The organism is Cellulomonas shaoxiangyii, assembly GCF_004798685.1.
Lineage (GTDB): Bacteria > Actinomycetota > Actinomycetes > Actinomycetales > Cellulomonadaceae > Cellulomonas > Cellulomonas shaoxiangyii.
Genome location: NZ_CP039291.1, coordinates 722,898 through 747,440, shown reverse-complemented (window position 1 = coordinate 747,440; position 24,543 = coordinate 722,898). Strand labels below are relative to the sequence as shown.

Sequence of the window (24,543 nt, the reverse complement as noted above, 5' to 3'; positions counted from 1 at the left end):
CGGGTCAGGCGATCGGCTGGTGGAGGGTGACGAGCTTGCGCCCGTCGTCGAAGGTCGCCTCCACCTGGACGTCGGTGAGCATGTCCGCGACCTCGGGCATCACGTCGTCCCGCGTGAGCACGTGGCGGCCCGACTCCATCAGCTCGGCGACGGACGCGCCGTCGCGTGCGCGCTCGATGACCCACGTGGTCAGCAGCGCCACGGTCTCGGGGTGGTTGAGCCGCACGCCGCGCGCGAGGCGGTCGCGGGCGACCATGCCCGCCACGGCGAGCAGCAGCTTCTCCTGGTCGGCGGGGGTCAGGTGCATGCGGTCTCGGTGCCTTTCCGGACGGGGCTCGGGGTGGGGGACGGCAGGGCGGCCGGCGGTCGGGCGGGCCCGGTGCCGGCCGTGGTGGCGGTCGCCGCCCAGGTCTCCAGCACCGCGCCGCCGTCGGCCGGACGCAAGGACAGCACACGGTCGCAGACCGTGCGCAGCGCCGCCACGTCGTGGCTGACCAGGAGCACGCCGGTGCCGGCGGCCGCGACCCGGTGGACCGTGTCGAGGACGTCCGCGGCGGTGCGGTCGTCGAGCATGGACGTCACCTCGTCCAGCACGAGGAACTCCGGCTGGAGGGCCAGCGCCCGGGCGACGCACGCGCGCTGCAGCTCCCCGCCGGACACCTCGTGCGGACGGCGCCCGAGCAGGGCCGCGTCCAGCCCGACGGCGGCGGCCGCCGCGGCCGCGTCGACGTCGCGGCCGGCGAGCCGCGCGGGCAGCTCGATGGCGCGGCGCAGGGTCATGCGGGCGTCCACGGCGGTGCGCGGGTGCTGCGAGACCCACGCGACGCGGCGCCGCTGCGCGGGCGGCAGGTCGAGGCCGGCACCCGGCACGCGCCGCCCGGCGAGCGTGACGTGCCCCGCCGCGGGTGCCTCGAGCTGGGCCAGCACCGCGGCGAGGCTCGACTTGCCGACGCCGGACGGCCCGGTCAGGCCGACCACCTCCCCCGCGCGCACGGCGACGTCGGTCGGCGCCAGGACCGCGCGCCCGCCGCGCACGACGACGACGCCGTGCGCCGCGAGCGTCGGGGCGTGCGCGGGCACGGGCTCCCGCGAGCGCACCGGCGGCGCGAGGTCGCGCAGCACCTCGTCGGGGCTCCCCTGCGCGACGACCCGGCCCGCGGCCACGCGCGTGACGGTGTCCGCGACCTGGCGGGCCAGCGCGACGTCGTGCGTGATGACGAGGACGGTGTGCCCCGCCCGCGCGTAGGACGCGAGCAGCACGCCGACCGTCCGCGTGGCCTGCGCGTCGAGGCCGGACGTCGGCTCGTCGGCCAGCAGGACGGGCGGGTGGTTGACCATCGCGGCGACCAGGTTGAGGCGCGCGAGCTGGCCGCCGGACAGCTGGTGCGGGTACCGGGTGAGCCACGCCGGGTCGACCCCGGCGGCGTGCGCGAGCTCCGCGAGCTGCTCGGCGTCGCCGGCCGCCCGGTGGGGGTGCGCCGCGCCGAGCCGCGGGCCGCGTCCCCCGGCCCGCTGCACCTCGCGGAGCTGGTCCGCGAGGGTCGCGGTCGGCGTGAACGCAGCGCCCGCGCCCTGGGGCGCGGTGCCGACGACGCGGCCGCGCAGCCGGCGCACCTCCCGCGCGGGCGGCACGAGCGCGGTGGTCCGGCCGCTCGCCACGAGGGTCGCGGTGCCCGTGGTGCGTGCGCCGGCGGCGAGCGTCCCGGTGAGGGCCGCGACCACCGTCGACTTGCCGGCCCCCGACGCGCCGAGCAGGACGTGCACGCGGCCGGGCACCAGGTCGAGGTCCAGCCCGTCGAGCACCACGGTGCCCTGGTGGGCGACGGTGAGCCCGCGCACGGCGACGGAGGCCGACGCGTGCGCGGGACGCGGTTCAGGCATGGTGCTCCCCCTCGCGGCCGGACAGGCAGCCGGCCAGGCAGACGGTGACGGCGACGAGCAGTCCGGCCGGCGCGGCGAGCGTCCACCACGCCTGGGACAGCAGCGCCTGCTGGCCCAGGTCGAGCAGCGCGCCGAGCGACGGCTGGTGCGGGGGCAGCCCGAGACCGAGGAACGTGAGCGTCGACTCGTGCCACACGGCGTGCGGCACGAGCAGGCCGAACGCGACCGCGAGCTGCGTGGCCAGGCGGGGCCCGGCGTGGTGGCGCAGGAGCTGGCGGCGCGTGAAGCCGAGCGCGACCGCGGCGCGGTAGAAGTCCTGCGCGCCGAGGGCGAGCAGCTCGGCGCGCACGAGGCGCGCCGTCTGGGTCCAGTGCGTGGCCGCCACGACGAGCACGATCGTGACGAGGGACCCGCGCAGCGCGGCGGCCACGACGATGCCCAGCAGCAGGTGCGGCACGGCGTTCACGCCGTCGACCAGGCGCATCCCCCACCGGTCCGCGCGCCCGCCGAGCAGGGCGCAGGCCGCGCCCACGACCGACCCGACGACGACGGCCCCGAGCGCGCCGGCCAGGGCCGCGACGAGCGAGACGCGCAGCCCGTGCGCGGAGCGCACGAACAGGTCGCGCCCCGCCAGGTCCGTGCCGAACGGGTGGGCCGCGGAGGGGGCCGTCGCACCGGTCCCGTAGTCCACGAGGTCCAGGTCGACCGGCAGCAGCAGCGGGACGAGCACGGCGTACGCGACCAGCAGGACGAGCCCGGCGACCGCGACCGCACGGGCCGCGGGCAGCCGGCGCGTCCTCGGTGCGCGCCGCGGGGCGTCGGGCGGGCCGTCGCCGAGCGGGCCCGCCTCCGGCCGGCGGTCGTGCAGCACGCGGTCAGAGCGCATCGGGGTCCGTCCTCGGGTCGATCCGCACGAGGCACAGGTCGGCGAGCAGCCCGCCGAGCACCGCGACGGCCGTGAGCAGCACGGTGCTCGCGGCGAGCAGCGCGAAGTCCTGCGCGAGCGCGGCGGCCACGAGGGACTGGCCCAGGCCGGGCCAGGAGAAGATCTCCTCGACCAGCACGGACCCGGCCACGACCTCGGGCAGCCGCGCCCCGGCGACGGCGAGGGTGGGAACGGCGGCGGGCGGCAGCACGTGCCGCGTCAGGACGCGCCCCTCGGGCACGCCGCGCAGCCGGGCCGCGTCCGTGGCCGGGCTGCGCAGCTGGACGCTCATCGCGCGCGACAGGTGCAGGGTGATCCAGGGCAGCTGGGACAGCGCGACGGACAGCACCGGCAGGACGAGGTGCCGGCCGACCTGGCCGGGCGTGACCGCCGCGCCGGCGTCGGTGAGACCGCCCGTGGGCAGCCAGCCGAGACCGAGCGCGAGGACCGCCACGAGGCCCATCGCCACGACGAACGCGGGCACGGCGGACAGGGCCCACAGCCCCGAGGTCAGCACGCGCGCGACGACACCCCGGGGGCGGCGCGCGGCGAGCAGGGCCAGCGGGACGGCCGCGACGGCGCCGACGCCGAGGCCGAGCACCATGAGCAGGAGCGTCCACGGCAGCCGCGCGGCCACGACGTCCGCGACGGGCGCGCGCGACGACGTGGACACCCCCAGGTCGCCGGTGAGAGCGCCCGACGCCCAGCGCCACCAGGCGTCGAGCCAGTGCGTCCCGGCGACGAGCTCCTCCACGCCGGCGCGGGCCGCGCCGCCGGTGAACTCGTCGCGGGCGCCGAGGAACGCCGCGGCGGCGTCCGTCGGCGAGGCGGCGGCGAGCGCGAAGACGGCGAGGCTGACGACGACGACGAGCGGCACGGCCCACAGCAGGCGGCGGCGCACGAGCCGCAGCACCGCGCCGGCACGTCCGGGGGCGGCACCGGCCCGGCGGGCGGGCGGTGCGTCCGGCGCCGGCGCGGCGGGCGGATCGGCCACGGCGAGGTCGGCGGTCATCGCCGGGTCCACCGCTGCACGTCGAACCACGGCCCCCACGCGACGCCGTGCTCGTGCGGCTCGAGCACGTGCTCGATGCCGTCCCAGGCGTCCAGCCCGCGCGCGACGTAGGTGTGCTCGAGCGCGAACACCGTCACCATGGGCGGGTTCGCCACGAGCCGCTCCTGCAGGCGGCGGTAGAGCGCGGACCGCGCGGCCGGGTCGGCCTCCGTGCGCGCCGCCGCCAGGAGGGCGTCCACCTCCGGGTCGGCGTACCCGGACGGGTTGGAGTAGGCGTCGTCCTCGGCGAACACGGCGAAGTCGGAGTGCAGCTGGCGGTACGCCTGGGCGTCGGGGTCGTACGGCATGTCCCCCCCGCCCAGCACGAACGCCTTCTCGTCCATCGCCGTCACCGCGTACGGCCGGTCCACGCCCTCGAGCGCGACGTCCACCCCGAGGGCGGCCATGTCGGAGGCGAAGGCCTGGGCGACGTCGCGCCGCAGCGTGTCCTCCGCGAAGTACATGAGCGTGAACGCGAACGGCACGCCGTCCTTGGTGCGGGTGCCGTCCGGCCCGACGGTCCAGCCCGCGTCGTCGAGCAGCGCGGCGGCGGCCGAAGGGTCGTGCGCGAACGTGGCCGCGGGCTCGTACGCGTCCCCCTGCGCCGGTGTGAACGGCGTGGCGACGGCGACGCCGTGGCCGGCGAGGATGCCGTCGATCATGGCCTCGCGGTCGGTGCCGAGGTTGAGCGCGACGCGCACCGCCGGGTCGGCGAAGAACGGCAGGGTCACGGGCAGCGAGATCGCGCGGAAGTCGCCCGACGGGTTGGTGACCAGCTCGATCCCGTCCTCGCCGGCGAGCTGGGTGGCCGTGCGCGGCGAGAGCTGCGCGCCGTCGACCTCCCCGGCGCGCACCCGCTGGGCGCGCGCGTTCTCGTCGGGCACGAACGCGAGGTGGATCGTCGTGACCTGCGGCGTCCCGCCCCACCAGCCCCCGCGTGCCCGCAGGGTCATCGACTCCCCGCGCCGCCACTCGGCCAGCACGTACGGTCCCGTCCCGACCGGCTCGGTCGCCAGCGGCGAGCCGACGACGTCGCCCCCGAGGGCCTCGGACGCCGGGATGCCCAGCGTGAGGCGCGCCGGCAGGCCCGCGTAGGCGTACGCGAGGTCGAACCGGACGGTCGCCGCGTCGATCGCCGTGACGTCCTCGACCATCGCGTAGTCCGCGGCCATCCAGGACCCCACCGCCGGGTCGCGCACGGCGTCGTACGCGGCGACGACGTCGCCGGCGTCGAACGCCGAGCCGTCGCTGAACGTCACGCCAGTGCGCAGGGTGACCGTCCACGACGTGAGCGTCGCGTCCGGGACGGGCATCGCGGTGGCCAGCCCGGGCTCGAGCACGCCGTCCGCGCCGACCGCGACCAGCCCGTCGTACAGCTTGGCGGTGATGCCGAGCGGGTACTCGAGCGGGTGCAGCGAGGCGTACTCGCCGGTCTCGGCCAGGCGCAGCGTCGCCGGGTCGCCGGCCGCGGCCGGGCCGGTGCCCGACCCGGCCGCCGCGCAGCCCGACCCGACGAGCGCGACGAGACCGAGGGAGCCGACGAGGCGCAGGTGGGCGGCGGCGCGGGGGTGACGCAGGTGCACGGGTGGAGCTCCTCAGGAGACGCTGATGCGCGGGTCGGCCACAGACTGCAGGACATCCGCGACGGCGTTGACCACCACGTACAGCCCGCCGAGCACGAACGTCACGCCGGCGATGGCGGGGAAGTCGGCGACCGGCAGGCTCGCCGACAGGTACGAGCCCAGCCCGCCCCACGTGAAGACGCCCTCGATCAGCAGGACGCCCCCGAACATGAAGCCGAGCTGCAGGGCGCTCATCGACAGCGCCGCGTTGAGCGAGTTGCGCAGCACGTGCCGGCGCAGCACCTGGAACTCCCCGAGTCCCTTGGCCGTCGCGGTGCGCACGTAGTCGGACCGCAGCGTCTCGGTCAGGCTCGAGCGCAGCACGCGCCCGATCGCCAGCGCCGGCCCGACCGCCAGGGCCAGCGCGGGCAGCGCGACGTGCGCCACCGCGTCACCGGCCGCGGCCACGTCCCCCGTCAGCAGGCTGTCGAGCACGGTCATGCCGGTCGGCCCGTCCGTGACCCCCCCGCGGCCGGACGCGGGCAACCAGTCCAGCAGCTTGTAGAACACGATCAGGCCGACGATGCCGAGCATGAACGTCGGCGCCGTGGACCCGACGAACAGCAGGCCGCGGAACGGCCCGGACAGCGGCCAGCGCAGCATGCTCGACACCGCGAAGAGCGTCCCGAGCACGAGCGCGAGCGCGAACGCGACGAGCACCAGCTCGAGCGTGGCGGGCAGGTACGCGGCGATGTCGTCCATCACGGGGCGGCGGGTGCGGAACGACGTCCCCAGGTCACCGGTGGCGAGGCCGCCGACGAACGCGAGGTACCGCTCGGGGGCCGGGTCGTCGAGGCCGAGCCGCTCGCGCGCGGCCGCCACCGCCTCGGGCGAGGCGTTCCCGCCGATCGTGGCGGCGACGGGGTCGGCGCCGGACACCTCCTGCAGGAGGAACAGGACGAGCGAGAGGACCAGCAGCAGGCCGAGCAGCGAGGCCAGGCGGACGGCGAGGAAGCGCAGGTGGGGCATCGCGGTCACCTCCGGTGGGCGAGCCGGTTGCGCACTGCGTCACCGGCGAGGTTGGACAGGAGGCTGAGCAGCATCACGACGAGGCCGGGGACGAGCGGGATCCACCAGGCGTCGAGGATCTCGACGAGGCCGCGCGAGGTGTCCGAGCCGAGCTCGGGTGCCGGCGCGGGCTGCCCCAGGCCGAGGAACGACAGGGACGCGAGCACCATGACGACGTTGCCGACGTCGAGGCTGGCCGTGATGACCGCGGTCGGCACGACCCCGGGCAGGACGTGGCGGCGCATGACGCGCAGCGGGCCGACGCCGGCCATCCGCGCCGCCTCGACGTGCGGCCGCGCCATGATGCCGCGGACCTCGCCGCGGACGATCCGCGCGTAGTACGGCCACCACACGACCGTCACGGCGAGGAACGTGTTGAGCAGCCCCGGCCCGAGCGCGGCGGCCACGGCCACCGCCACGAGCATGGACGGCAGCGCGAGGAAGACCTCGGTCGTGCGCATGAGCAGCGCGTCGACCCAGCCGCCGAACATGCCCGCGACGAGCCCGACCAGGGTCCCGACCAGCAGGCCCACGCCGGTCACCACGAGCGCCAGCAGCCACGACGTGCGCAGGCCGACGAGCACGCGCGAGAGCGTGTCGCGCCCGATCTGGTCGGTGCCGAGCACGTGGCCGTCGCTGAACGGCGGCAGCTTCGGGACGCCGACGGGCTGCACGGGGTCGTGCGGCGCGAGGGCCGGTGCGAGCACCGCCACCACGGTGACGAGGAGCAGGAGCCCGATGAGGGTCCAGTCGGTGACGCGGCGCACCCGCGTGTTCGTGCCGGCGCTGCGGCGGCGGCCGGTGCCCCACCGGCGCGGCGCGGGGCCGGTCGCGACGGGCGCCCCGGTGGGCGTCGTGCGCACCGGCTGCCCGTCGACGGGGACGAGGACGTCGGCCATCAGATCTCCCCCCTGCGCACGCACGCCACCTCGTGGCGCAGCGTGACGTCGGACGTGGGACGGTCGCCCACGGCGGCGAGCTGGATGCCCACCACGGTGGTCGCGCACTCGGGCAGCGCGACCGGGCACCGGGGGTGGAAGGAGCACCCGGTGGGCGGGTCGAGCGCGCTCGCGGGCTCCCCGGCCAGCGGCTCGACCGTCCGGCCGGGCTGCGGCACCGCCGCGACGAGGTTGCGGGTGTACGGGTGCCGCGGCGTCGAGATCACGTCCTCCGCCCGGCCCACCTCCACGATCCGGCCCAGGTACATGACGGCGATGCGGTCGCCGACGATCCGCGCCACGGCCAGGTCGTGGGTGACGAACATGACCGCGATGCCCAGGTCGCGGCGCAGCTGGTTGACGAGGTTGAGCACGTTCGCGGCGACCGAGACGTCGAGCGCGCTGGTGGGCTCGTCGCACAGCAGCACCTTCGGCGGCACGATCGTCGCGCGGGCCAGGGCGACCCGCTGGCGCTGCCCGCCCGACAGCTCGCCCGGCAGGGCGTCGAGCACGGCGGCGGGCAGGCCCACCCGGTCGAGGATCGCGAGGGCCTGCTCCTCCTTGGCGGCGCGCGGCGTGCGGGCCGGCAGGCGCTCGTGCAGCACCTCGCGGACGGTCAGCCACGGCGTCAGGGACGAGCCGGCGTCCTGGAAGACCATCTGCACGTCGGTGCCGCGCGGCGTGCGCAGCGAGCCGGTGAACCGCCGCTCGAGCCGCCCGGCGATGCGCAGCAGGGTCGACTTCCCCGAGCCGGACTCGCCCACGATCGCGACGGACTCCCCCGGCTGCAGGTCGAACGTGACGCCGCGCAGCGCGGCCAGCCGTGCCCGGCGCCCGCGCTCGTCGCGGACGGCGAAGGCGCACTCGAGGTCGGCCGCCTGGACGACCGGCGCGCCGCGGTCGGGCGGTGGCAGCGGCGGCAGCGGGTCGAGCCGGACCCGGTCCGCCCCCTCGGCGCCGAGCTCGGCGGACCGCAGGCACGCGGCCCGGTGGGTGCCCAGCGGGTCGGCCGGGTCCGGGGCGACGGTGAGCGGCGGCACGGTCGTGCGGCACGCGTCGACCACGAAGCGGCACCGGGACGCGAACGGGCAGCCGGTGCTCGAGACGCCGGGCGCCTCGCTCGGCAGCGCCCACAGCGGGCGGGTGCGGTCCGAGTCGAGGGAGAGCCGCGAGCCGAGCAGCCCGAGCGTGTACGGGTGCCGCGGCGACTCGAGGACCTGACGCGTCGTGCCGGTCTCGACGATGCGGCCCTTGTACATGACGGCGATGCGGTCGGCCACCTGCGCGGCGACGCCCAGGTCGTGGGTGATGAGCACGAGCGAGCAGCCCAGCTGGTCGCGCATGCCGGCCAGCAGCGTGAGCACCTGTGCCTGCACCGTGACGTCGAGCGCCGTGGTCGGCTCGTCGGCCACGAGCAGCTCGGGGTCGCCGGCGACCGCCATGGCGATCATGACGCGCTGGCGCAGGCCGCCGGACAGCTCGTGCGGGTAGGACCGGTAGCGCCGCTCGGGCTGCGGGATGCCGACGGCGCGCATGAGGCGGATCGCCTCCGCGGGCGACCCCGCCTTCTCGGCGACCTGCGCGCCGACGACCATCGTCGGGTTCAGCGACGTCATCGGGTCCTGGAACACGACGCCCAGCCGGGTGCGGCGCGCCTCGCGCACCTGCTGCGGCGACGCCGTGCGCAGGTCCAGTCCGGCGACCTCCAGCTCCCCGTCGATCCGCGGCCGCGACGACTCGGGCAGCAGCCCCAGCATCGCCATGCTCATGACGCTCTTGCCGGAGCCGGACTCGCCGACGATGCCGACGATCTCGCCCCGGCCGATCTCGAGGTCGATGCCGTGCAGGATCTGCGAGCGGACCCCGTTGCGCTCGAGGCTCACGTCGAGCCCGCGCAGCCGGGCGACCGGGCCGGCGGCGCGAGGCGCGCCGGCGGGGGTCGGCGCCTCGGCGAGGGGAGGTGCGGCTACATCCATGGTGACCGGCTCCTTCGGTGCGGGTGCGGGCGGGGGCGGCGACCTCGGACGAGGGTCACCCGGCGGTGTCTCGGACGGGTCTCCGGGAGATGTCCGGGGGATGTCGTCACGTGCGGGCCAGCTCGGCGGGCGACTGCGACTGCTCCGCGGCCGCCCGTGCGGCCGTGTCCGCGGCGACCACCGCCGTCACGCGTCGCTGCCGCGACCGCGCCGTGACGGCCAGCAGCACGGCGACCACGACGGCGAGCGCCGCCGCACCCAGCCAGAGGGCACGCCCGCCGTAGGTGTCGAGCACGAGGCCGCCGGCGACCGGGCCGACCGCCATCGCGAGGGAGTGCGTGACGCCGTACACGCCCTGGTAGCGGCCCCGGCGCGCGGAGTCCGCGAGGTCCGCCGTGATCGACGTGGCCTGCGGGTGCGACCCCATCTCCCCCAGGGTCCAGATCGCGACGGTGACCATGTACATCGCGAGCGAGGACGCCGCCGCCTGCAGCCCGACGCCGACCGCGGTGATGCCGATCGCGACGACGATGACGAGGTCGCGCGACCACCGGTGGAACAGCCGGGCGGTCGGCAGCTGCAGCAGGCACAGCAGGACGCCGTTGAGCGTCAGCAGCATGCCGAAGTGGCTGGAGGGGTGGCCCTGCTCGGTCATCACGAGCGGCAGGGTCGTCGTGGACTGCACGTAGACCACCGAGTACACGAACATCACGGCGGCGAAGGTCATGAAGACGCGGTCCTTGAGCACGGACACCAGGCCCGTGCCGGCGCCGGCCCCCGCCCCGGTGCCGCCTGCCTGCGGCCCGGCGGCGGGCGCGGGCACCCGCGTCTCCGGGACCTTCGCGGCGACCAGGCACGACGACACCAGCACGAGCGCGGCCTGGCACCAGAACAGCAGCGAGAACGAGTGCTCGGCCATGAACCCGGCCGCCAGCGGGCCGATGGCGTACCCGAGGTTGACGGCCCAGTAGTTGTAGTTAAACGCCGCGCGGCGGTGCCGGGGCTCCACCAGGTCGCCGACCATCGTGTGGATCACCGGCCCGGCCGCCCCGTTGAACAGGCCGTACACCGTCAGCAGCAGGGCGATGAGCACGGCGCCGTCGACCATCGGGATCGCGATGAGGACGACGACGCTGAGCAGCTCGCTGCCGATCAGCACCTTGCGCCGCCCGATCCGGTCGGCGAGGACCCCGCCGAGCAGGGACGACACCACGACCCCGACGCCGTAGGCGGCGACGACCAGGCCGGCGCCCGCGGCGGACATGCCGATCGAGGAGGTCAGGAAGATCGTCATGTACGGGACCACGAAGCGGCCGATCCACACGACCAGCTGCGCCGTCCACAGCCACCAGAAGGTGGCGGGCAGGTCACGCAGCCGCGTGTGCACGGGCGTCTCGGCCGAGGTCATCGCCGGTTCCTTCGTTCGCAGGGGTCGCCCGAGGCGCCCGGGTCCGGGCGTGCGGGGGCGGAGGGTGGGAGCGGGTGGCCGGTGCCTCACCGCGCGGCGGGGGGCCGCGCGGTGAGGCGGCCCGCTCACTCGGAGGTGGCGGTCTCGTCGACGCGGAGGTGCGCGAAGTCCAGCGTCGCGGGCGCCGCGATCGAGTGGGCCTCCTCGACGCCGGCGAGCCAGCCCTGGGCCACCATGAAGTCGGTGGTCCAGGAGAACGTCGGGGCGCACCCGGCCGCGTACGCGGCCTCGCCCGCCGCGAGGTACGTGGCGTCGGACCCCGTGGTGAGCGCCTCGCTCAGCAGCGTCGTCGTGGTCTCGTCCGAGCACTGCAGGTGGTTCAGGCCACCGTCCGGGTCCCAGAACACGTGCCCGTGCATGTACGCGTTGTTGGAGTCCGGCCACGTCCCGGGCGAGACGAGCACGTCGGGGGCGTCCTCGGGGTGCTCCGGGAAGTCGCCGAAGACCTCGGACGACTGGTGGCTCGTGACCGTGGCCTTCATGCCGAGGGCCTGCAGCTGGGCGGCGATGATGTTCGCCATCTGCTCGGCGTCCGAGCCGCCCGCGCTGTGCCCGATCTGGATCTCCGAGCCCTCAGGCAGGCCGGACACCCAGGCCTCGAGGGCCGCGGGGTCGTGCACGAGCTCGCGCGAGTCGACGTCGGCCGGCAGCGCACCCTTCGGGTAGTAGCCCTCGGCGGGGACCGAGCCCACGCCCGTCACCTGGTCCACCAGGGTCGTCCAGTCGATGCCCTCGAACAGCGTCCGGCGCGCCTCGGCGTCCGCCAGCAGCGGACGGTTCGGGTTCATGTACAGGACGCCGACCTGGAACGACGGCAGCGCGTACGCCTCCAGCTCCTCGGAGTCGAGGTACTTCTGCCGGGACGCGGTCGGGACGGCCGAGAGCAGTGCGTGCAGGTCGCCCTTCTCGAGCTCGAGCTGCATCGCGGAGATCTCGGTGTAGACGGGCAGCTCGACGGTCGTGAACTGCGGGTCGAGGTCGCCCCAGTAGTCCTCGAAGTACGTCAGCTCGTAGCCCTCGCCGACGACGGCCTTCGTGAGCTCGTACGGCCCCGTGCCGGCCGAGGCGGTCGACAGGTAGGTCTGCGCCGAGTCGTCGCCCGCCTGCTCGGTGAGCACGGTCGGGCTGATCATGCGGGGGCCGTACGGGGAGGCCAGGTAGTCGAGGAACGCCGAGTTCGGCTCCGTGAGGGTGACCCGCACCGTGTGGGCGTCGACCTCCTCGACGTCGGCGACGCCCTGGACCATGTACGCCGGCCCGGCGTCGACGGCCTTGCGGCGGTCGAAGGACGCCCCCACGGCGCTCGCGTCGAAGGCGGTGCCGTCGTGGAACGTCACACCCTGGCGCAGCACGAACGTGTACTGCGTGAAGTCGTCGTTCACCTCCCACGACTCGGCGAGCGCGGGCACGATCGCCGCCTCGTCGTGGTTGCCGGCCTCGTACCGCACGAGCCCCTCGTAGGTGTTCGTGGTGATCGCGAGGCCGTTGCCGGAGTAGTACACGTCCGGGTCCGGCGGCTGGCCGATGTCGTTCAGCACGCCGAGGCGCAGGACGCCGTCGGTCGGTGCCGCGCCGCCCTCGCCCCCGCCGCCGCCGCCGGTGGAGGCACCGCCCGAGCAGCCGGTGAGCACCAGGGTGCCGACGGTCAGCAGTGCCAGCGGGAGCCGCGCCGCGGCCGGGACACGCGTCGTACGTGGGTTCATCAGAAGCCCTCTCTCGATGGGGAACGCAGGGTGCCGGGCCGTGGGGGGCGGCTCGGAGCTTCAGGCGCGGCGGAAGACCTGGTTGCGGCGGTTGCCGTCCGCGTCGAGACCGATCGCGTAGGGGTGCAGGAAGTCGGGCTCCGTGATGCCCTGGCGGTGCATCGCGATGCCGGTCATCGCCTCCCGGACCGCGCGGTTGGCCAGCAGCGCCGTGATCTCGCCGCGGTCGTCGTAGGGCGGGGAGACCTCGACGACGTCCATCGCGACGATCCCGACCTCGGCGGCCAGCCGGCGCACCGCGCGCAGGATGTCGTTGGAGGTGATGCCGCCCGGCTCGGGCGTGCCGGTCCCGGGCGCGTACGCCGGGTCGCACACGTCGATGTCGAGGGAGATGTACAGGTGGTCGGCCTGGTCGAGCGCCTCGTCGACCGCCCGCTCGAGGACCTTGTCGAAGCCGTCGCGGATGATCTCGGCCATGAAGTGCGTGCGCATCTTCTGGTCGTCCATCCAGTCGAGCGTCTCCTGCTCGGGCCAGTAGCCCCGCAGGCCGACCTGGACGAAGTTCTTGCCCGGCACCGCCCCGGAGTTGATGAGGTGGCGCATCGGCGTGCCGTGCGACGCGAGCGAGCCCGGCATGTCGGAGCCCGTGTCGGCGTGCGCGTCGAAGTGGACGATGCCGACCTTGCCGTAGCCGTAGTGGTCCGCCACGGCCGTCGCCGACGGCCACGTGATGGAGTGGTCGCCCCCGAGGACGATCGGGATCGCGCCCGCGTCGACGACCGTGCCGATGAACTTGCGGACCTGCTCGAAGGTGCGCGCGGTGTTGCCGACGGAGATCGGCGCGTCGCCGTAGTCCGCCATCACGAGCTCCTCGAACGCGTCGACGTGCGTGTCGAGCGAGAAGTGCGGCCGGCCGTAGCCGCCCTTGTAGTCGCACGCCCGGATCGCGAGGGGGCCGTGGTTGGTGCCGCTGCGGCCCGTCGCGGTCGAGTCCCACGGGACCCCGAGGACGGCCACGTCGACCTTCGCGGCGCGCAGGTCGTCGGGCGTCAGCGCGACGGGGAGCTTGGCGAACGTCTGGATCCCCGAGAAGCCGCCCTCGTTCTTGCGGTTCGGGAACAGCAGGCCCGGTGCGCGGCCCTCGTTGAAGTCGTCCGTGGCCCCGTGGCCCTCGAGGCCCTCGCCGAGCCGGCGCGGCTGCTGCCAGAAGCCCTCGGGGGCCAGGTCGTGGTGGTGGTCGTGGCCGTGGTCGTGGTCGTGCGACATGGGGTCCTCGCGTTCGTGTCGGTCGTGCGGGGCGCGGGTGCGGGGGGCGCGGCTGCGGTGGGGGCGCGTCCGGCGGGCGGGGTCAGGCCTGCCGGTCGCGGAACACCTGGGTGCGGCGGGCGCCGTCGGCGTCGAGGTTCAGCGCGTGCGGGTCCAGGTAGTCGGCGCCCGTCAGGCCGAGGCGGCGCATCGCCGTGCCGGTCATCGCCTCGCCGATCGCCCGGTTGGCGAGCAGCACCGTGATCTCGCCGTCGTTGTCGTAGGGCGGTGCCACCTCGACGACGTCCATCGCCACGATCCCGACCTCGGCGGACAGGCGGCGGACGGCCCGCAGGATGTCGATGGACGTGATGCCGCCGGACACGGGGGTGCCGGTGCCGGGCGCGAACGCCGGGTCGCACACGTCGATGTCGAGCGAGATGTACAGGTGGTCCGCCTGGTCGAGCGCCTCGTCGACCGCGCGGTCCAGCACGGCGTCGAACCCGTCCCGGTCGATCTCGGCCATGAAGTGGGTCCGCATCTCGTGCTCGTCCATCCAGTCGAGCGTCTCCTGGTCGGGCCAGTAGCCCCGCAGCCCGACCTGGACGAAGTTGCGGCCCGGCACGGCGCCGGAGTCGATGAGCTTGCGCATGGGCGTGCCGTGCGAGGCCAGCGCGCCGTGCATGTCGGTGCCGACGTCGGCGTGCGCGTCGAAGTGGACGATGCCGACCTTGCCGTGGCCGTAGTGGTCGGCGACGGCGGTCGCGGCGGGCCACGTGATGGCGTGGTCGCCGCCCATGATGATCGGGATCGCGCCGGCGCCGACGACCGTGCCGACGAACTTGCGGACCGACTCGAACGTCGCCGCGGTGTTGCCGACGTGGATCGGGGAGTCCCCGTAGTCGCACATCGTCAGGACGTCGAAGGGGTTGACCCGCACGTCGAGGTGCTGGCTGGGGAACCCGTAGCTGCCGAAGTGCGGGATGGTGCGCAGCGCGGTCGGCCCGTGGTTGGTGCCGGAGCGGCCCCCGGCGGTGGAGTCCCACGGCACGCCGAGCACGGCGACGTCGACCTGCGCGGCGACGAGGTCCTCGGGCGTGAGCGCCATGGGCAGCTTCGCGAACGTGCGGATGCCCGAGTGGCTGCCGCCGTGGCGGCGGTTGACGTGGAAGAGGCCGGGCGTGCGGCCGACGTTGTGGTCGTCGACGGCGCCGTGCCCCTCGAGGCCCTCACCCAGGCGGCGGGGCTGCTCCCAGAACCCTTCCGGCCACAGGTCGTGACCGTGCGTGTGCGGCTGGCCCTCGTGGTCGTGGCCGGCGTGCCCGGCGTCCGGGCCGGGGGTGTCGGCGTGCTCGGTGCTCATGGCAGGAACGTAGGGCCGTGCTTAATCGATTTACCATGCTTGTCCGAGTCGGTAACGCAGGTTTAACGCCCGCGCCCACAGAGCGATACGCGGACACGCGAACCCGCGCCGGACGTAACGCTGGTGAAACGATTTCTCGTCAGCGCAGCACGCCGACGGCGCCCGACGTGGAGGCCCGCAGGTGCACCGGGGCGGGCACCGTCTGCACCGTGCCGAGGGCCGCGTCGGCGCCACCCTCGGTGTCGAGCATCGACACGAGCCGCTCCACGCACGCCGCGCCCAGCGCGTGGGCCGGCAGCTCCACGGCCGTCACCGGCGGGTCCTCCTCCCGCAGGCCCTGCCCGTCCGCGCACGCGGCCACCAGGACGTCGCCGCCGGGGGTGCGCCCCAGCGCGCGCAGCACCTGCAGGGCGCCCAGCGCCGCGAACGGCGACGCCCCCACCACCAGGTCCACCTCCGGGTGTGCCACCAGCACCGGGGTCAGCCGCGCCCGCTCGGTGTCGACCGAGCGGGTGGCGAACTGCGTGGACACCAGCACGGGCGTGGTCCCCCGCTCCGCGCACCAGGCGACGACCACCTCGCGCAGCAGGTTGCCCCAGCCGCTGTTCTCGTCCGGCGCCGCCAGCAGCGGCCGGCGCGCGCCCGCCGCCGCGGCGGCGTCGAGCACGGTCCGCACCGCCGTCGCGTGGTCCGCGGCCACCACCGCGCACGGCGGCATGTGCGCCGGCACGTGCTCGCCCGCCACCACGGGGACCGGCATCTCCATCAGCTCACGCGCGCGCAGGTCGTCGGCGATGGGGTCCACGACGACCACGCCGTCGACCCGGGGCGCGGACGTGCGCGGGCGGGTGGTGTCCGACGAGAGCACCACCAGGTCGTGGTCGTGCCGGTGCGCCGCCTCGATCGCACCGGCCAGGAAGTCGCGGAAGTACGCCGTGGCCAGGCTCGCCGCGGCGCTCTGGTGGTGCACGCCCAGCGCCTGCGTGCGTCCCGTGCGCAGGCCGCGCGCCAACGCGTTCGCCCGGTACCCCAGGCGCTCGGCGCTGAGGCGCACCCGCTGGCGTGTCACGTCCGTCATCCGGCCGCGGCCGGCCAGCGCCTGCGAGGCCGTCGCGACCGAGACGCCCGCGTCGGCGGCGACGTCCTTGAGCGTGACGGGCGCGGCGCCGCGCCGCCTGGAAGTCATGGGCCGACCCTACCCACGCCGTCGCGGGGCCGGGCGGCGTCCCGCGACCCGGCCGCCCGGGGCCCGCACGCCGGGCGCTACCGTCGCCGGCTCAGTCGGGCGCGACCTCGGTGACGCGTCCGTCCGCCACGTGCCACCGCCGCGTGAGGCGGACGGTGTCGAGCATCCGGCGGTCGTGCGTCACCAGCAGCACGGTCCCGTCGAACGACTCCAGCGCCTGCTCGAGCTGCTCGATCGCGGGCAGGTCGAGGTGGTTGGTCGGCTCGTCGAGGACGAGCAGGTTCACGCCGCGGGCCTGCAGCAGCGCGAGCGCCGCGCGCGTCCGCTCGCCGGGCGACAGCGACGACGCGGGCCGGCCCACCTGGTGCCCCGCGAGCCCGAACTTCGCCAGCAGGGTGCGCACGTCGGCGGTCGTCCACTCCGGCACCTGCCGCGCGAAGGCGTCCCCGACGGGGGCGTCGCCCTCGAACGCGGCACGCGCCTGGTCGACCTCGCCCACCAGCACGCCGGGCCCGAGCGACGCGCTGCCCTCGTCGGGCGCGACCCGGCCGAGCAGCAGCTGCAGCAGGGTCGACTTCCCCGCGCCGTTCGGCCCGGTGACGGCGACGCGGTCCTGCCAGTCGAGCTGCAGGTCGACCGGCCCCAGGACGAACCCGCCGCGCCGCACCACCGCCGCGCGCGCGGTCGCGACGACCGCTCCGGAACGTGGCGCCGTCGCGATGCTCATGCGCAGCTGCCACTCCTTGCGCGGCTCCTCCACGACGTCGAGCCGCTCGAGCATCCGGTCGCTCTGCCGGGCCTTGGCGGCCTGCTTCTCCGACGTCTCGCCGCGGTGGTGCTTGACGTGCTTGTCGTTGTCGCTGGCCTTGCGGCGCGCGTTGCGCACGCCCTTCTCCATCCACGCGCGCTGCGTGCGCGCCCGCGCCTGCAGGGCGTCGCGGCGGGCCGTGTAGTCCTCGAACGCCTCGCGGGCCTGGCGCCGCGCGGTCGACCGCTCCTCCAGGTAGGCGTCGTAGGAGCCGCCGTACGTGGCGACGCGCTGGAGGCTGCGGTCGATCTCGACGACCGTGGTGACGGTCCGCGCCAGGAACTCCCGGTCGTGGCTGACGACGACGACCGGCGCCTGCGCCCGCGCGACGAACTCCTCCAGGCGGTCGAGCCCGTCGGCGTCGAGGTCGTTGGTCGGCTCGTCGAGCAGGTAGAGGTCGAACCGGGACAGCAGCAGCGCCGCGAGGCCGACGCGCGCGGCCTGGCCGCCGGACAGCGCGGTCATGGGCAGGTCCAGGTCGACCGCGAGGCCCAGGTCGTCGGCGACGACGGCGAGCCGCGAGTCGAGGTCCGCACCACCGAGCGCCATCCACCGCTCGAGCGCCGCCGTGAACCGGTCGTCGGCTCCGGCCGCACCGGCGGCGAGCCCGTGCGACGCCGCCTCCATCTCCGTCTGCGCGTCGAGGACGCCGGTGCGGCGCTCGAGGAAGCCGCGCACGGTCTCGCCGGGGTGCCGCTCGACCTCCTGCACGAGGTACCCGACCTGCGCGGTCGGCGGCGACAGCGTGACCGCACCCGCCTCGGGCGCGCGGCGCCCGGCGAGGATGCGCAGCAGCGTGGTCTTGCCGGCGCCGTTGGGCCCGACGAGCCCGACGACGTCCCCCGGTGCGACGACGAGGTCGAGGCCGGAGAACAGCTGACGGTCGCCGAAGCCGGCGGACACCCCACGGGCCTGGACGGTCGCGCTCATGGCTCCATCCTGCCGGTGCCGCGAGGCGGTCCGGGACGCGCCCGCCGGCCGGGTGGCTAGAAGCGGCCGCCGCCGCCCCGCCGGCTCCGGCCGGACGAGCCGCGCGACCGGCCGCCGCTCGACCGGCGCGAGCTCGAGCCCGACCGCGAGCGCGACGACGAGGACGACGACCGGCTCCGCGACGCTCGGTACCCGCCACCGGACCCGCCACCGAAGCCGAAGCCGAAGCCGCCGGAGCCACCGCCGTACCCGACGCCCCCCGCGTCGCTGCGCGCGTCCTCGATCTCCTGCCGCGCCGCCCGCTGCGCGGCGGCCACCGTCTGCTGCGCCCGGTCCAGCGCCGCGACGGCCGTGACCGGGTCGCTGAGCGCGCCGGCCACGCGGGCCTGCTCGCGCGCCTCGGACAGCTGCTGGCGCGCCCACGCGCCGACCGTGCCGCGGTGCGCGCGCACGAGGCTCTCGGTGGTGTCGATGTCCCGCAGCACCCGCGGCAGCTGCTCGTCGACCCGCCGGCGCGCACGCTGCAGGCGCTCCTGCTGCTCGCGGTGCGGCACGAGGGCCGCGTCGAGCGCACCCTCGGCCTGCGCCAGGTCGGCCAGCGCGGCGATCGGGTCGCCACCGGTCAGCGAGGCCCCGGCGAGCGCGAGGACCTCCCGTGCCCGTGCCGCGGCCTGCGCCACGGCAGGGTCGTCACCGCCCAGCCGCTGCGCGTCGTCGAGGTCGGCCGTGACCGACGCGGTGGCGCTCGCGACGTCCGCGGGCGCGTCCTCCAGGTCGGCGGCGCGGGTGCGGACCTGCTCCAGGAGCGCCTCGGCGCGGTCGAGCAGCTCGTCCGCGGCGCCGACGGCCTGCACGGCCGCGGTCCGGTCGGGCTCGAGCGCCGCCTGACCGCGCGCCACGACCTGTGCCGCCTCGGCCGCGAGCGCCTCCGCCTGCGCCGGGTGGTCCGCGACCGCGGCCGTCGCCGACGCGGCCCAGCGCGTGCGCAGCGCCTCGACCTGCTCGGCGGCGGCGCCGGCGTCCGTGGTGACGTGCCGGGCGCGGGCCGCGAGGTCGCCCAGGAGCTGCGGGGCGTGGGTGTGCAGGTCGCGCAGCCCGGACAGGGCGGCGGTGCTCTCCGCGATCGTCGCCGCCACGGCCTCGCACGTGGCGACGACCCCGGTCAGGGCGGTGCGCCGGGCCGCGTCGTCGTCCGCGTCGTCGGCCGCGGACCGCGCCGCGAACGCGGCCGTGAGCCGGTCCCGGGCCGGTGGCAGGGCCGCCGGGAGGTCCCCGAGGCTCTCGCGGCCGAGCTCCGCCTCGGCGTAGTCGAGCTCGCGCGCCCAGGTCGCGATGGCGTCGTCCGTGCGCACCAACGCGACGGACGCCCGGTCCTCCAGCGCGGACAGCTCGGCGCGTGCGGCGCGGCGCCGGCGCACGGCCCGCACGACGAGCGCCGTGGCACCGACCAGCACGAGGACGCCCAGGACGGCGACGACGACGCGCGGCGTGCCGCTGGGCCGGGTCGCGTCGGCGTAGGCGCCGGCCGCCGCGATCGCGGCGCCGTCCCAGTCGCCGTCGCGCAGGTGCGGCTCGATGTGGTCGGTCTCGACGTCGCGCAGCTCGGCGTCGCTGAGCGACAGGTCCGGGGCGGCGGAGACCTGGTACACGCGGTCCTCCACGGCGACGGCGAGCAGGATGTCGTCCGTGCCGAGGTTCGACCGCTCGGCGGTCGTGTCGGCCCACGTCACCGGGTCCATGCCGTCGAACGTGTCGACGTACGTGACGAACAGCTGCAGGTCCGTGGTGTCCGCGAGCTCGTCGAGCGCGGCCCGCACGGCGGCCTCGTCGCGCAGCACCCCCGCGGTGTCGCTGACCTCCCCGGCCAGCCGCTGCGGCGGCTCGGCCGTCGCGGGCGCCGCACCGGCCCAGAGGGCCGCGGCGAGCACGGCCGTGCCGGCGGCGCGGGTGAGGTGGCGTGTCAGGGGCACGACGTTGCTCCAGGGTCGAGGGGGGCGATCGGGGGCGGGCGCACGGCAGCGCCACCCTGCCACCGGTCGGCGCGCCCGGGGTCGGGCACGCGCCGTCGGTACGATCCTGGCCCATCGCGGCCGCCGGGGCCGACGCCCGGCGTGCGTCCTGCCGCCGGGCGGGTCAGGCTCGGTGCACGCGCCCACCCGAAGGAGCACCGTGCTGCGAGCAGAGCAGGTCACCGACGCCGTCGCCTACCACGGCGAGGGTCCGTGCTGGTCACCGACGTGGGGAGGGCTGCGCTGGGTCGACATGCTGGCCGGCGACCTGCTCACGCTGCGCGACGACGGGTCCGTGGACCGGCTGCACGTCGGGGACGTCGCGGCGTTCGTGCGGCCGCGCACGCGCGGCGGGTACGTCGTCGGCCTCCAGCGCGGCCTCGGGCTGGCCGACGGGCCCGACGCCGCGCCGACGCCGCTGCCCGAGCTGTGGTCCGACACCGGCGTGCGCATGAACGAGGGCGGCTGCGACCCGGCGGGCGTCCTGTACGCCGGGTCGATGCCCTACGACGTCACCCCCGGCGGCGCGAACCTCTACCGGATCACGCCGGACCTGGAGGTGGAGGTCGTCCTCGACGACGTCACGATCTCCAACGGCATCGACTTCTCCCCCGACGGCACCCGCGCCTACTACGACGACACGTCGACGGGCCGGACCGACGTGTTCGACGTCGTCGGCGGGCGCCTGGCGAACCGGCGGCCGTTCTTCACCGGCGGCGACGACGAGAGCCCGGACGGACTGACGGTCGACTCGGCGGGCAACGTCTGGGTCGCGCTGAACGGCGACGGCCGCGTGCGGTGCGTCTCGCCGGGGGGCGAGGTGCTCGCCGAGGTCGACGTGCCCGTACGGCTCGTGACGGCGTGCACGCTCGGCGGGCCGGACCTGCGCGACCTGTACATCAGCACGTCGCGGGAGAACCTCGACGACCCCGAGCCCGAGGCGGGCGCGCTGTTCCGCGTGCGCGTCGACGTGCCGGGCACCCCGGTCCTGCCGTTCGGCGGCTGATTGTCGCGTCGCGGCGGGCTGCCGCGGCCCGTCAGCCGCGCAGCAGCGCGTCGTACACGTGCGCGAAGCGGGCACGCCGGTCGGCGTAGTGGTCCGCGTGGGCGGGCCGCGGGTCGTAGGTGGCGCCCGTGAGCCGCGGGGCGCGCGGCACGTCGGGGGCCAGCACGTCCAGGGCCAGCAGGGCGGTGCCGCGCTGGGTGGCCCGGCGGCGCGTGACGTGCGTGACGGGCCGCGCGAGCACGTCGGCGAGCACCTGCAGCCACTCCGGCTGGTCGTTGCTGACGCGGCCCGACGCGGCGACCTCGACGACCTGCGGTGCGGCTGGGGCGAGCTCGTCGGCGACGCGCGCGTACGTCATGGCGACCCCCTCGACGATCCCGCGGAACAGCGCGTCCGCGTCGGTCGCGGTCGAGACGCCCCCGATCACCGCCCGTGCCTCCCCCACCCAGCCGGGTGCGCGCTCCCCGGTCAGGTACGGCAGCACGAGGGGCGTCGCGTCCGTCGGCGCGGCGGTCAGGACCGGGCCGAGGTCCGCGCCCAGGCGCAGCGTGACCTGCGCCCAGCTGACCGCGCGGCCCACGTCGTTGATCGCCCCGCCGAGCAGCGTGCGCCCCGCGTCGACCCGGTAGTTCCACAGGCCGAACGGGAGGGGGTCGGCCGGCCCGTCGAGCAGGACCCGCAGGGCGCCGCTGGTCGCGGTCGACGCGGCCGCGGCCGTCGGGGCCGTCGCGCCGGCGCCGACGTTGCTGGCGTAGCCGTCCGTCACGACGGGGAACCAGACGGCCCGGGTCAGCGCCGGCCAGCGTGCGGGTGCGGCCGCCGCCACCGGCTGCGTCGTGTCGCGCGGCGCGGACAGCTGGTCGGCGCCGACGCCCGCGGCCGCGAGCAGCTCGGCGTCGAGCTCGCCGGTGCGCCGGTCGAGCAACCCGGTCCACGCCACCGTGGACGTGCCCGCGAGCGGCACGCCCACGAGGCGGTTCAGCACATACTCCCCCAGGGACCACCACCCCGTCACCGTGGCGAACGTGCGCGGCTCGGCGGCGGCGAGCCAGCGCAGGCGCGGTGCGTGGTAGCTCGCGTGGACGCGGGTGCCCGTGCGCTGCTGCACGGCGTGCTCGTCGAGCTCCTCGCGCAGCGCGGCGACCGCGTCGGCGCACCGGGAGTCGGCGTAGGTGAGGCAGGGGGTGAGCGCCCGGCCCGCGGCGTCGACCGCGACGAGCGAGGCGGCGAACGTGTCCATCGCGACGCCCGCGACCCGCGTGCCCAGCGACCGGTGCGCGGTGACGGCGTCGAGCACCTGCTCGATCTCGGCGGTGACCTGGTCGGGGTCGATGACCGACGTGCCGTCCGGTGCGACCGTGAACGCGTGCGGCACCTTGTGCTGCAGCCCGCGCACGGGCCGCCCGGTCGCGTCGTGCACGCCGCCGCGGGTCGCGGTCGAGCCCACGTCGAGCGCGAGGACCAGCGGGTCGAGGGCGGCCTCGAGGGTGACGTCGTCAGCGGTCCGGCCCATGCCACCTCATCGTCCCGGGAGCGGTTCGCCCCCGACCCTAGCGACGCCCCGCCCCGGCCGCCGGGTGGGGCGGGGCGTCGCCGGGCTCACTTCACGGCGCCCGCCGTGAGGCCGGCGACGAAGTGCCGCTGCAGCAGCAGGAAGCCGATGACGACGGGGATGCTGACGACGAGCGAGGCCGCCATGATCTCGTTCCAGTACACGTTCGTCTGGGTCGAGTACTGCCGGATGCCGACGGCGAGCGTGCGGTTCTCCTCCGTGGTCATCACGGAGGCGAACAGCACCTCGCCCCACGCCGTCATGAACGCGTAGATCGCGACCGCGATGACGCCGGGGCGGGCGGCGGGCAGCACGACGCGCAGCAGCGCGCCGATCGGCGAGCAGCCGTCGACCCGCGCCGCCTCGTCGAGCTCCTGCGGGATGTTGTCGAGGTACCCCGACAGCATCCAGATGGAGAACGGCAACGAGAACGTCAGGTACGTGATGCTCAGGCCGATCCGGGTCCCGACGAACTGGAAGCCGGTCGACTGCTCGATGTTGACGAAGATGATGAACAGCGGCAGCAGGAACAGCACGCCGGGGAACATCTGCGTCGACAGCACCGTGGTCGTGAACGCCGTCCGCCCCCGGAAGCGGTACCGGGACACCGCGTAGGACGCGAACACCGCGATCGTGAGGCTCGCCAGCGTCGCGGCGCTCGAGACGATCAGGCTGTTCACGAAGTACCGCGCGAGCGGCACGGTCGTCCACATGTCGACGAACGGCTGGAACGTCAGGTTGCTGGGCCACCAGGAGAACGCCCCCCGCACGTCCTGCAGCGGCTTCAGCGACGACGTCACCATGATGTAGAGCGGCAGCGCCGTCATCGCTGTGAGCACCACGACGACGACCGCGCGGAACGCCTGGAACGCCCGGGTGTCATGCACGGCGCGACCTCCGGTTCAGGGTGACGAGGTAGACGCTCGTCACGAGCAGCAGGAACAGCAGCAGCAGGACGGACATCGCCGCACCGGCACCGAAGTTCCAGGTGAGGAACGACGCGTTGTAGATGTGGAACGAGATGAGGTCGCCCGCGGCCGGCTGCGACGTGCCGAACAGCACGTACGGGGTGTTGAAGTCGTTGAACACCCACAGGAACATCACGAGCACGAGCACCGTGTTGACGGGCCGCAGCATCGGCAGCGTGATCGACCACCACGACCGGAACGCGTGCGCCCCGTCCATCGCGGCGGCCTCGTAGACGTCGTCCGGCACGGACTGCAGGCCGGCCGTCAGCATGAGGAACGCGAACGGCCACAGGCGCCAGATCGCGACGATGACGATCGACGCGAACGCGTGCCCGCCGATGAGCCAGAAGGGCCGGTCCTCGAGCAGGCCGAGGTCCTCGACGAGCAGGTGGTTGATGACCCCCGTGTCGCGCTGGAGCATGAAGTTCCACGTGACGATGCCGGCGTACACCGGCAGCGCGTACGGCACGAGGAACAGCGTGCGGAACACCGCGCGGCTGCGGAACGGCCGCTGCAGCGCGACGGCGGCCGCCATGCCGAGCGCCCACGCCGCCCCCACGACGATCACCGTGTACGCGCACGTGATCGCGAAGGAGCTGAGCAGCGACCGCCCGACCGCACCGTCGAAGTCGAGCGCGACCTGGTAGTTGCGCAGCCCCACGAACGGGGCCGACGTCCAGTCCCGGATGAAGAAGCGGGTGAGCTGGGTGAAGCTCATCCAGATGCCGGTGAGCATCGGCACCAGGTGGATGAGCAGCTCGAGCAGCACCGCCGGTGCCAGCAGCGCGTACGGCAGCCACCAGCCGCTCCTGCGGGAGCGGCGTGCGGGCACGGTACGGGCCGCGGGCACGGGCGGGGCGGTGGAGGTGGTCGTGGCCACGGCGTCTCCTCGCGCGCGGTGGGG

19 protein-coding genes are annotated in these 24,543 nt (G+C 75.5%); 1 reads left to right on the top strand and 18 read right to left on the bottom strand.

The features are described 5' to 3' along the window. Positions 1-4: 4 nt before the first annotated feature. The 15 genes from E5225_RS03410 to E5225_RS03340 all read right to left on the bottom strand — a co-directional run bounded on the left by E5225_RS03410 (position 5) and on the right by E5225_RS03340 (position 20,074). Positions 5-307, bottom strand: coding sequence for an urease subunit gamma (locus E5225_RS03410; protein ID WP_135972665.1), 303 nt, complete (start codon positions 305-307; stop codon positions 5-7). Next, positions 298-1,881, bottom strand: coding sequence for an ABC transporter ATP-binding protein (locus E5225_RS03405; protein ID WP_135972664.1), 1,584 nt, complete (start codon positions 1,879-1,881; stop codon positions 298-300). Before E5225_RS03405 ends, E5225_RS03410 begins: the two co-directional genes overlap by 10 nt. Then, positions 1,874-2,767 carry an ABC transporter permease gene (locus E5225_RS03400; RefSeq protein WP_135972663.1) on the bottom strand — a complete coding sequence of 298 codons (894 nt, stop codon included), beginning with the start codon at positions 2,765-2,767 and terminating at the stop codon, positions 1,874-1,876. The genes E5225_RS03405 and E5225_RS03400 overlap by 8 nt, the downstream gene beginning before the upstream one ends. Then, positions 2,757-3,818: an ABC transporter permease gene (locus E5225_RS03395; RefSeq protein WP_135972662.1), complete on the bottom strand. Its 1,062-nt coding sequence runs from the start codon at positions 3,816-3,818 to the stop codon at positions 2,757-2,759. Before E5225_RS03395 ends, E5225_RS03400 begins: the two co-directional genes overlap by 11 nt. Then, positions 3,815-5,440 (bottom strand): ABC transporter substrate-binding protein, encoded by a 1,626-nt coding sequence (locus E5225_RS03390; RefSeq protein WP_208012481.1) that lies wholly within the window; start codon positions 5,438-5,440, stop codon positions 3,815-3,817. The genes E5225_RS03395 and E5225_RS03390 overlap by 4 nt, the downstream gene beginning before the upstream one ends. 12 nt (positions 5,441-5,452) lie before the next feature. Further along, entirely contained in the window at positions 5,453-6,448 is a 996-nt protein-coding gene (locus E5225_RS03385) for an ABC transporter permease (protein ID WP_135972661.1), read from the bottom strand. A 5-nt stretch (positions 6,449-6,453) separates the two neighbouring features. After that, positions 6,454-7,386: an ABC transporter permease gene (locus E5225_RS03380; protein ID WP_135972660.1), complete on the bottom strand. Its 933-nt coding sequence runs from the start codon at positions 7,384-7,386 to the stop codon at positions 6,454-6,456. Beyond that, the gene (locus E5225_RS03375) at positions 7,386-9,401 is read right to left on the bottom strand and encodes a dipeptide ABC transporter ATP-binding protein (RefSeq protein WP_135972659.1); all 2,016 of its coding nucleotides are present in this window, start codon (positions 9,399-9,401) and stop codon (positions 7,386-7,388) included. The genes E5225_RS03380 and E5225_RS03375 overlap by 1 nt, the downstream gene beginning before the upstream one ends. Positions 9,402-9,507: 106 nt before the next feature. Further along, a complete protein-coding gene (locus tag E5225_RS03370; RefSeq protein ID WP_135972658.1) occupies positions 9,508-10,809 on the bottom strand; it encodes an MDR family MFS transporter in 1,302 nt (433 codons plus the stop codon). Positions 10,810-10,934: 125 nt separating this feature from the next. After that, complete coding sequence (locus E5225_RS03365) at positions 10,935-12,572, bottom strand: ABC transporter substrate-binding protein (protein WP_135972657.1); 1,638 nt, start codon at positions 12,570-12,572, stop codon at positions 10,935-10,937. A gap of 60 nt (positions 12,573-12,632) precedes the next feature. Beyond that, entirely contained in the window at positions 12,633-13,838 is a 1,206-nt protein-coding gene (gene speB, locus E5225_RS03360; protein WP_135972656.1) for an agmatinase, read from the bottom strand. Positions 13,839-13,920: 82 nt separating this feature from the next. Next, positions 13,921-15,180, bottom strand: coding sequence for an agmatinase (speB, locus tag E5225_RS03355; protein WP_135972655.1), 1,260 nt, complete (start codon positions 15,178-15,180; stop codon positions 13,921-13,923). Between the two features lie 139 nt (positions 15,181-15,319). After that, entirely contained in the window at positions 15,320-16,366 is a 1,047-nt protein-coding gene (locus tag E5225_RS03350; RefSeq protein WP_135972654.1) for a LacI family DNA-binding transcriptional regulator, read from the bottom strand. 91 nt (positions 16,367-16,457) lie between these two features. After that, positions 16,458-18,104, bottom strand: a complete 1,647-nt coding sequence (locus tag E5225_RS03345; protein ID WP_135972653.1) for an ABC-F family ATP-binding cassette domain-containing protein — start codon at positions 18,102-18,104, stop codon at positions 16,458-16,460. A gap of 56 nt (positions 18,105-18,160) precedes the next feature. Next, a complete protein-coding gene (locus E5225_RS03340) occupies positions 18,161-20,074 on the bottom strand; it encodes a TPM domain-containing protein (RefSeq protein ID WP_166435915.1) in 1,914 nt (637 codons plus the stop codon). Between the two features lie 199 nt (positions 20,075-20,273). Between E5225_RS03340 and E5225_RS03335 the strand changes: the two genes are divergently transcribed. Continuing rightward, positions 20,274-21,119, top strand: coding sequence for an SMP-30/gluconolactonase/LRE family protein (locus tag E5225_RS03335; protein WP_243738128.1), 846 nt, complete (start codon positions 20,274-20,276; stop codon positions 21,117-21,119). Between the two features lie 31 nt (positions 21,120-21,150). Here the strand turns inward: E5225_RS03335 and E5225_RS03330 are convergent, their stop codons facing one another. From E5225_RS03330 to E5225_RS03320, 3 genes are all read right to left on the bottom strand, one after another. After that, positions 21,151-22,632: a gluconokinase gene (locus tag E5225_RS03330; RefSeq protein ID WP_135972651.1), complete on the bottom strand. Its 1,482-nt coding sequence runs from the start codon at positions 22,630-22,632 to the stop codon at positions 21,151-21,153. An 86-nt stretch (positions 22,633-22,718) separates the two neighbouring features. Next, positions 22,719-23,558 carry a carbohydrate ABC transporter permease gene (locus E5225_RS03325; protein WP_135972650.1) on the bottom strand — a complete coding sequence of 280 codons (840 nt, stop codon included), beginning with the start codon at positions 23,556-23,558 and terminating at the stop codon, positions 22,719-22,721. Beyond that, entirely contained in the window at positions 23,551-24,519 is a 969-nt protein-coding gene (locus tag E5225_RS03320) for a carbohydrate ABC transporter permease (RefSeq protein ID WP_135972649.1), read from the bottom strand. Before E5225_RS03320 ends, E5225_RS03325 begins: the two co-directional genes overlap by 8 nt. Between the last annotated feature and the right edge of the window lie 24 nt (positions 24,520-24,543).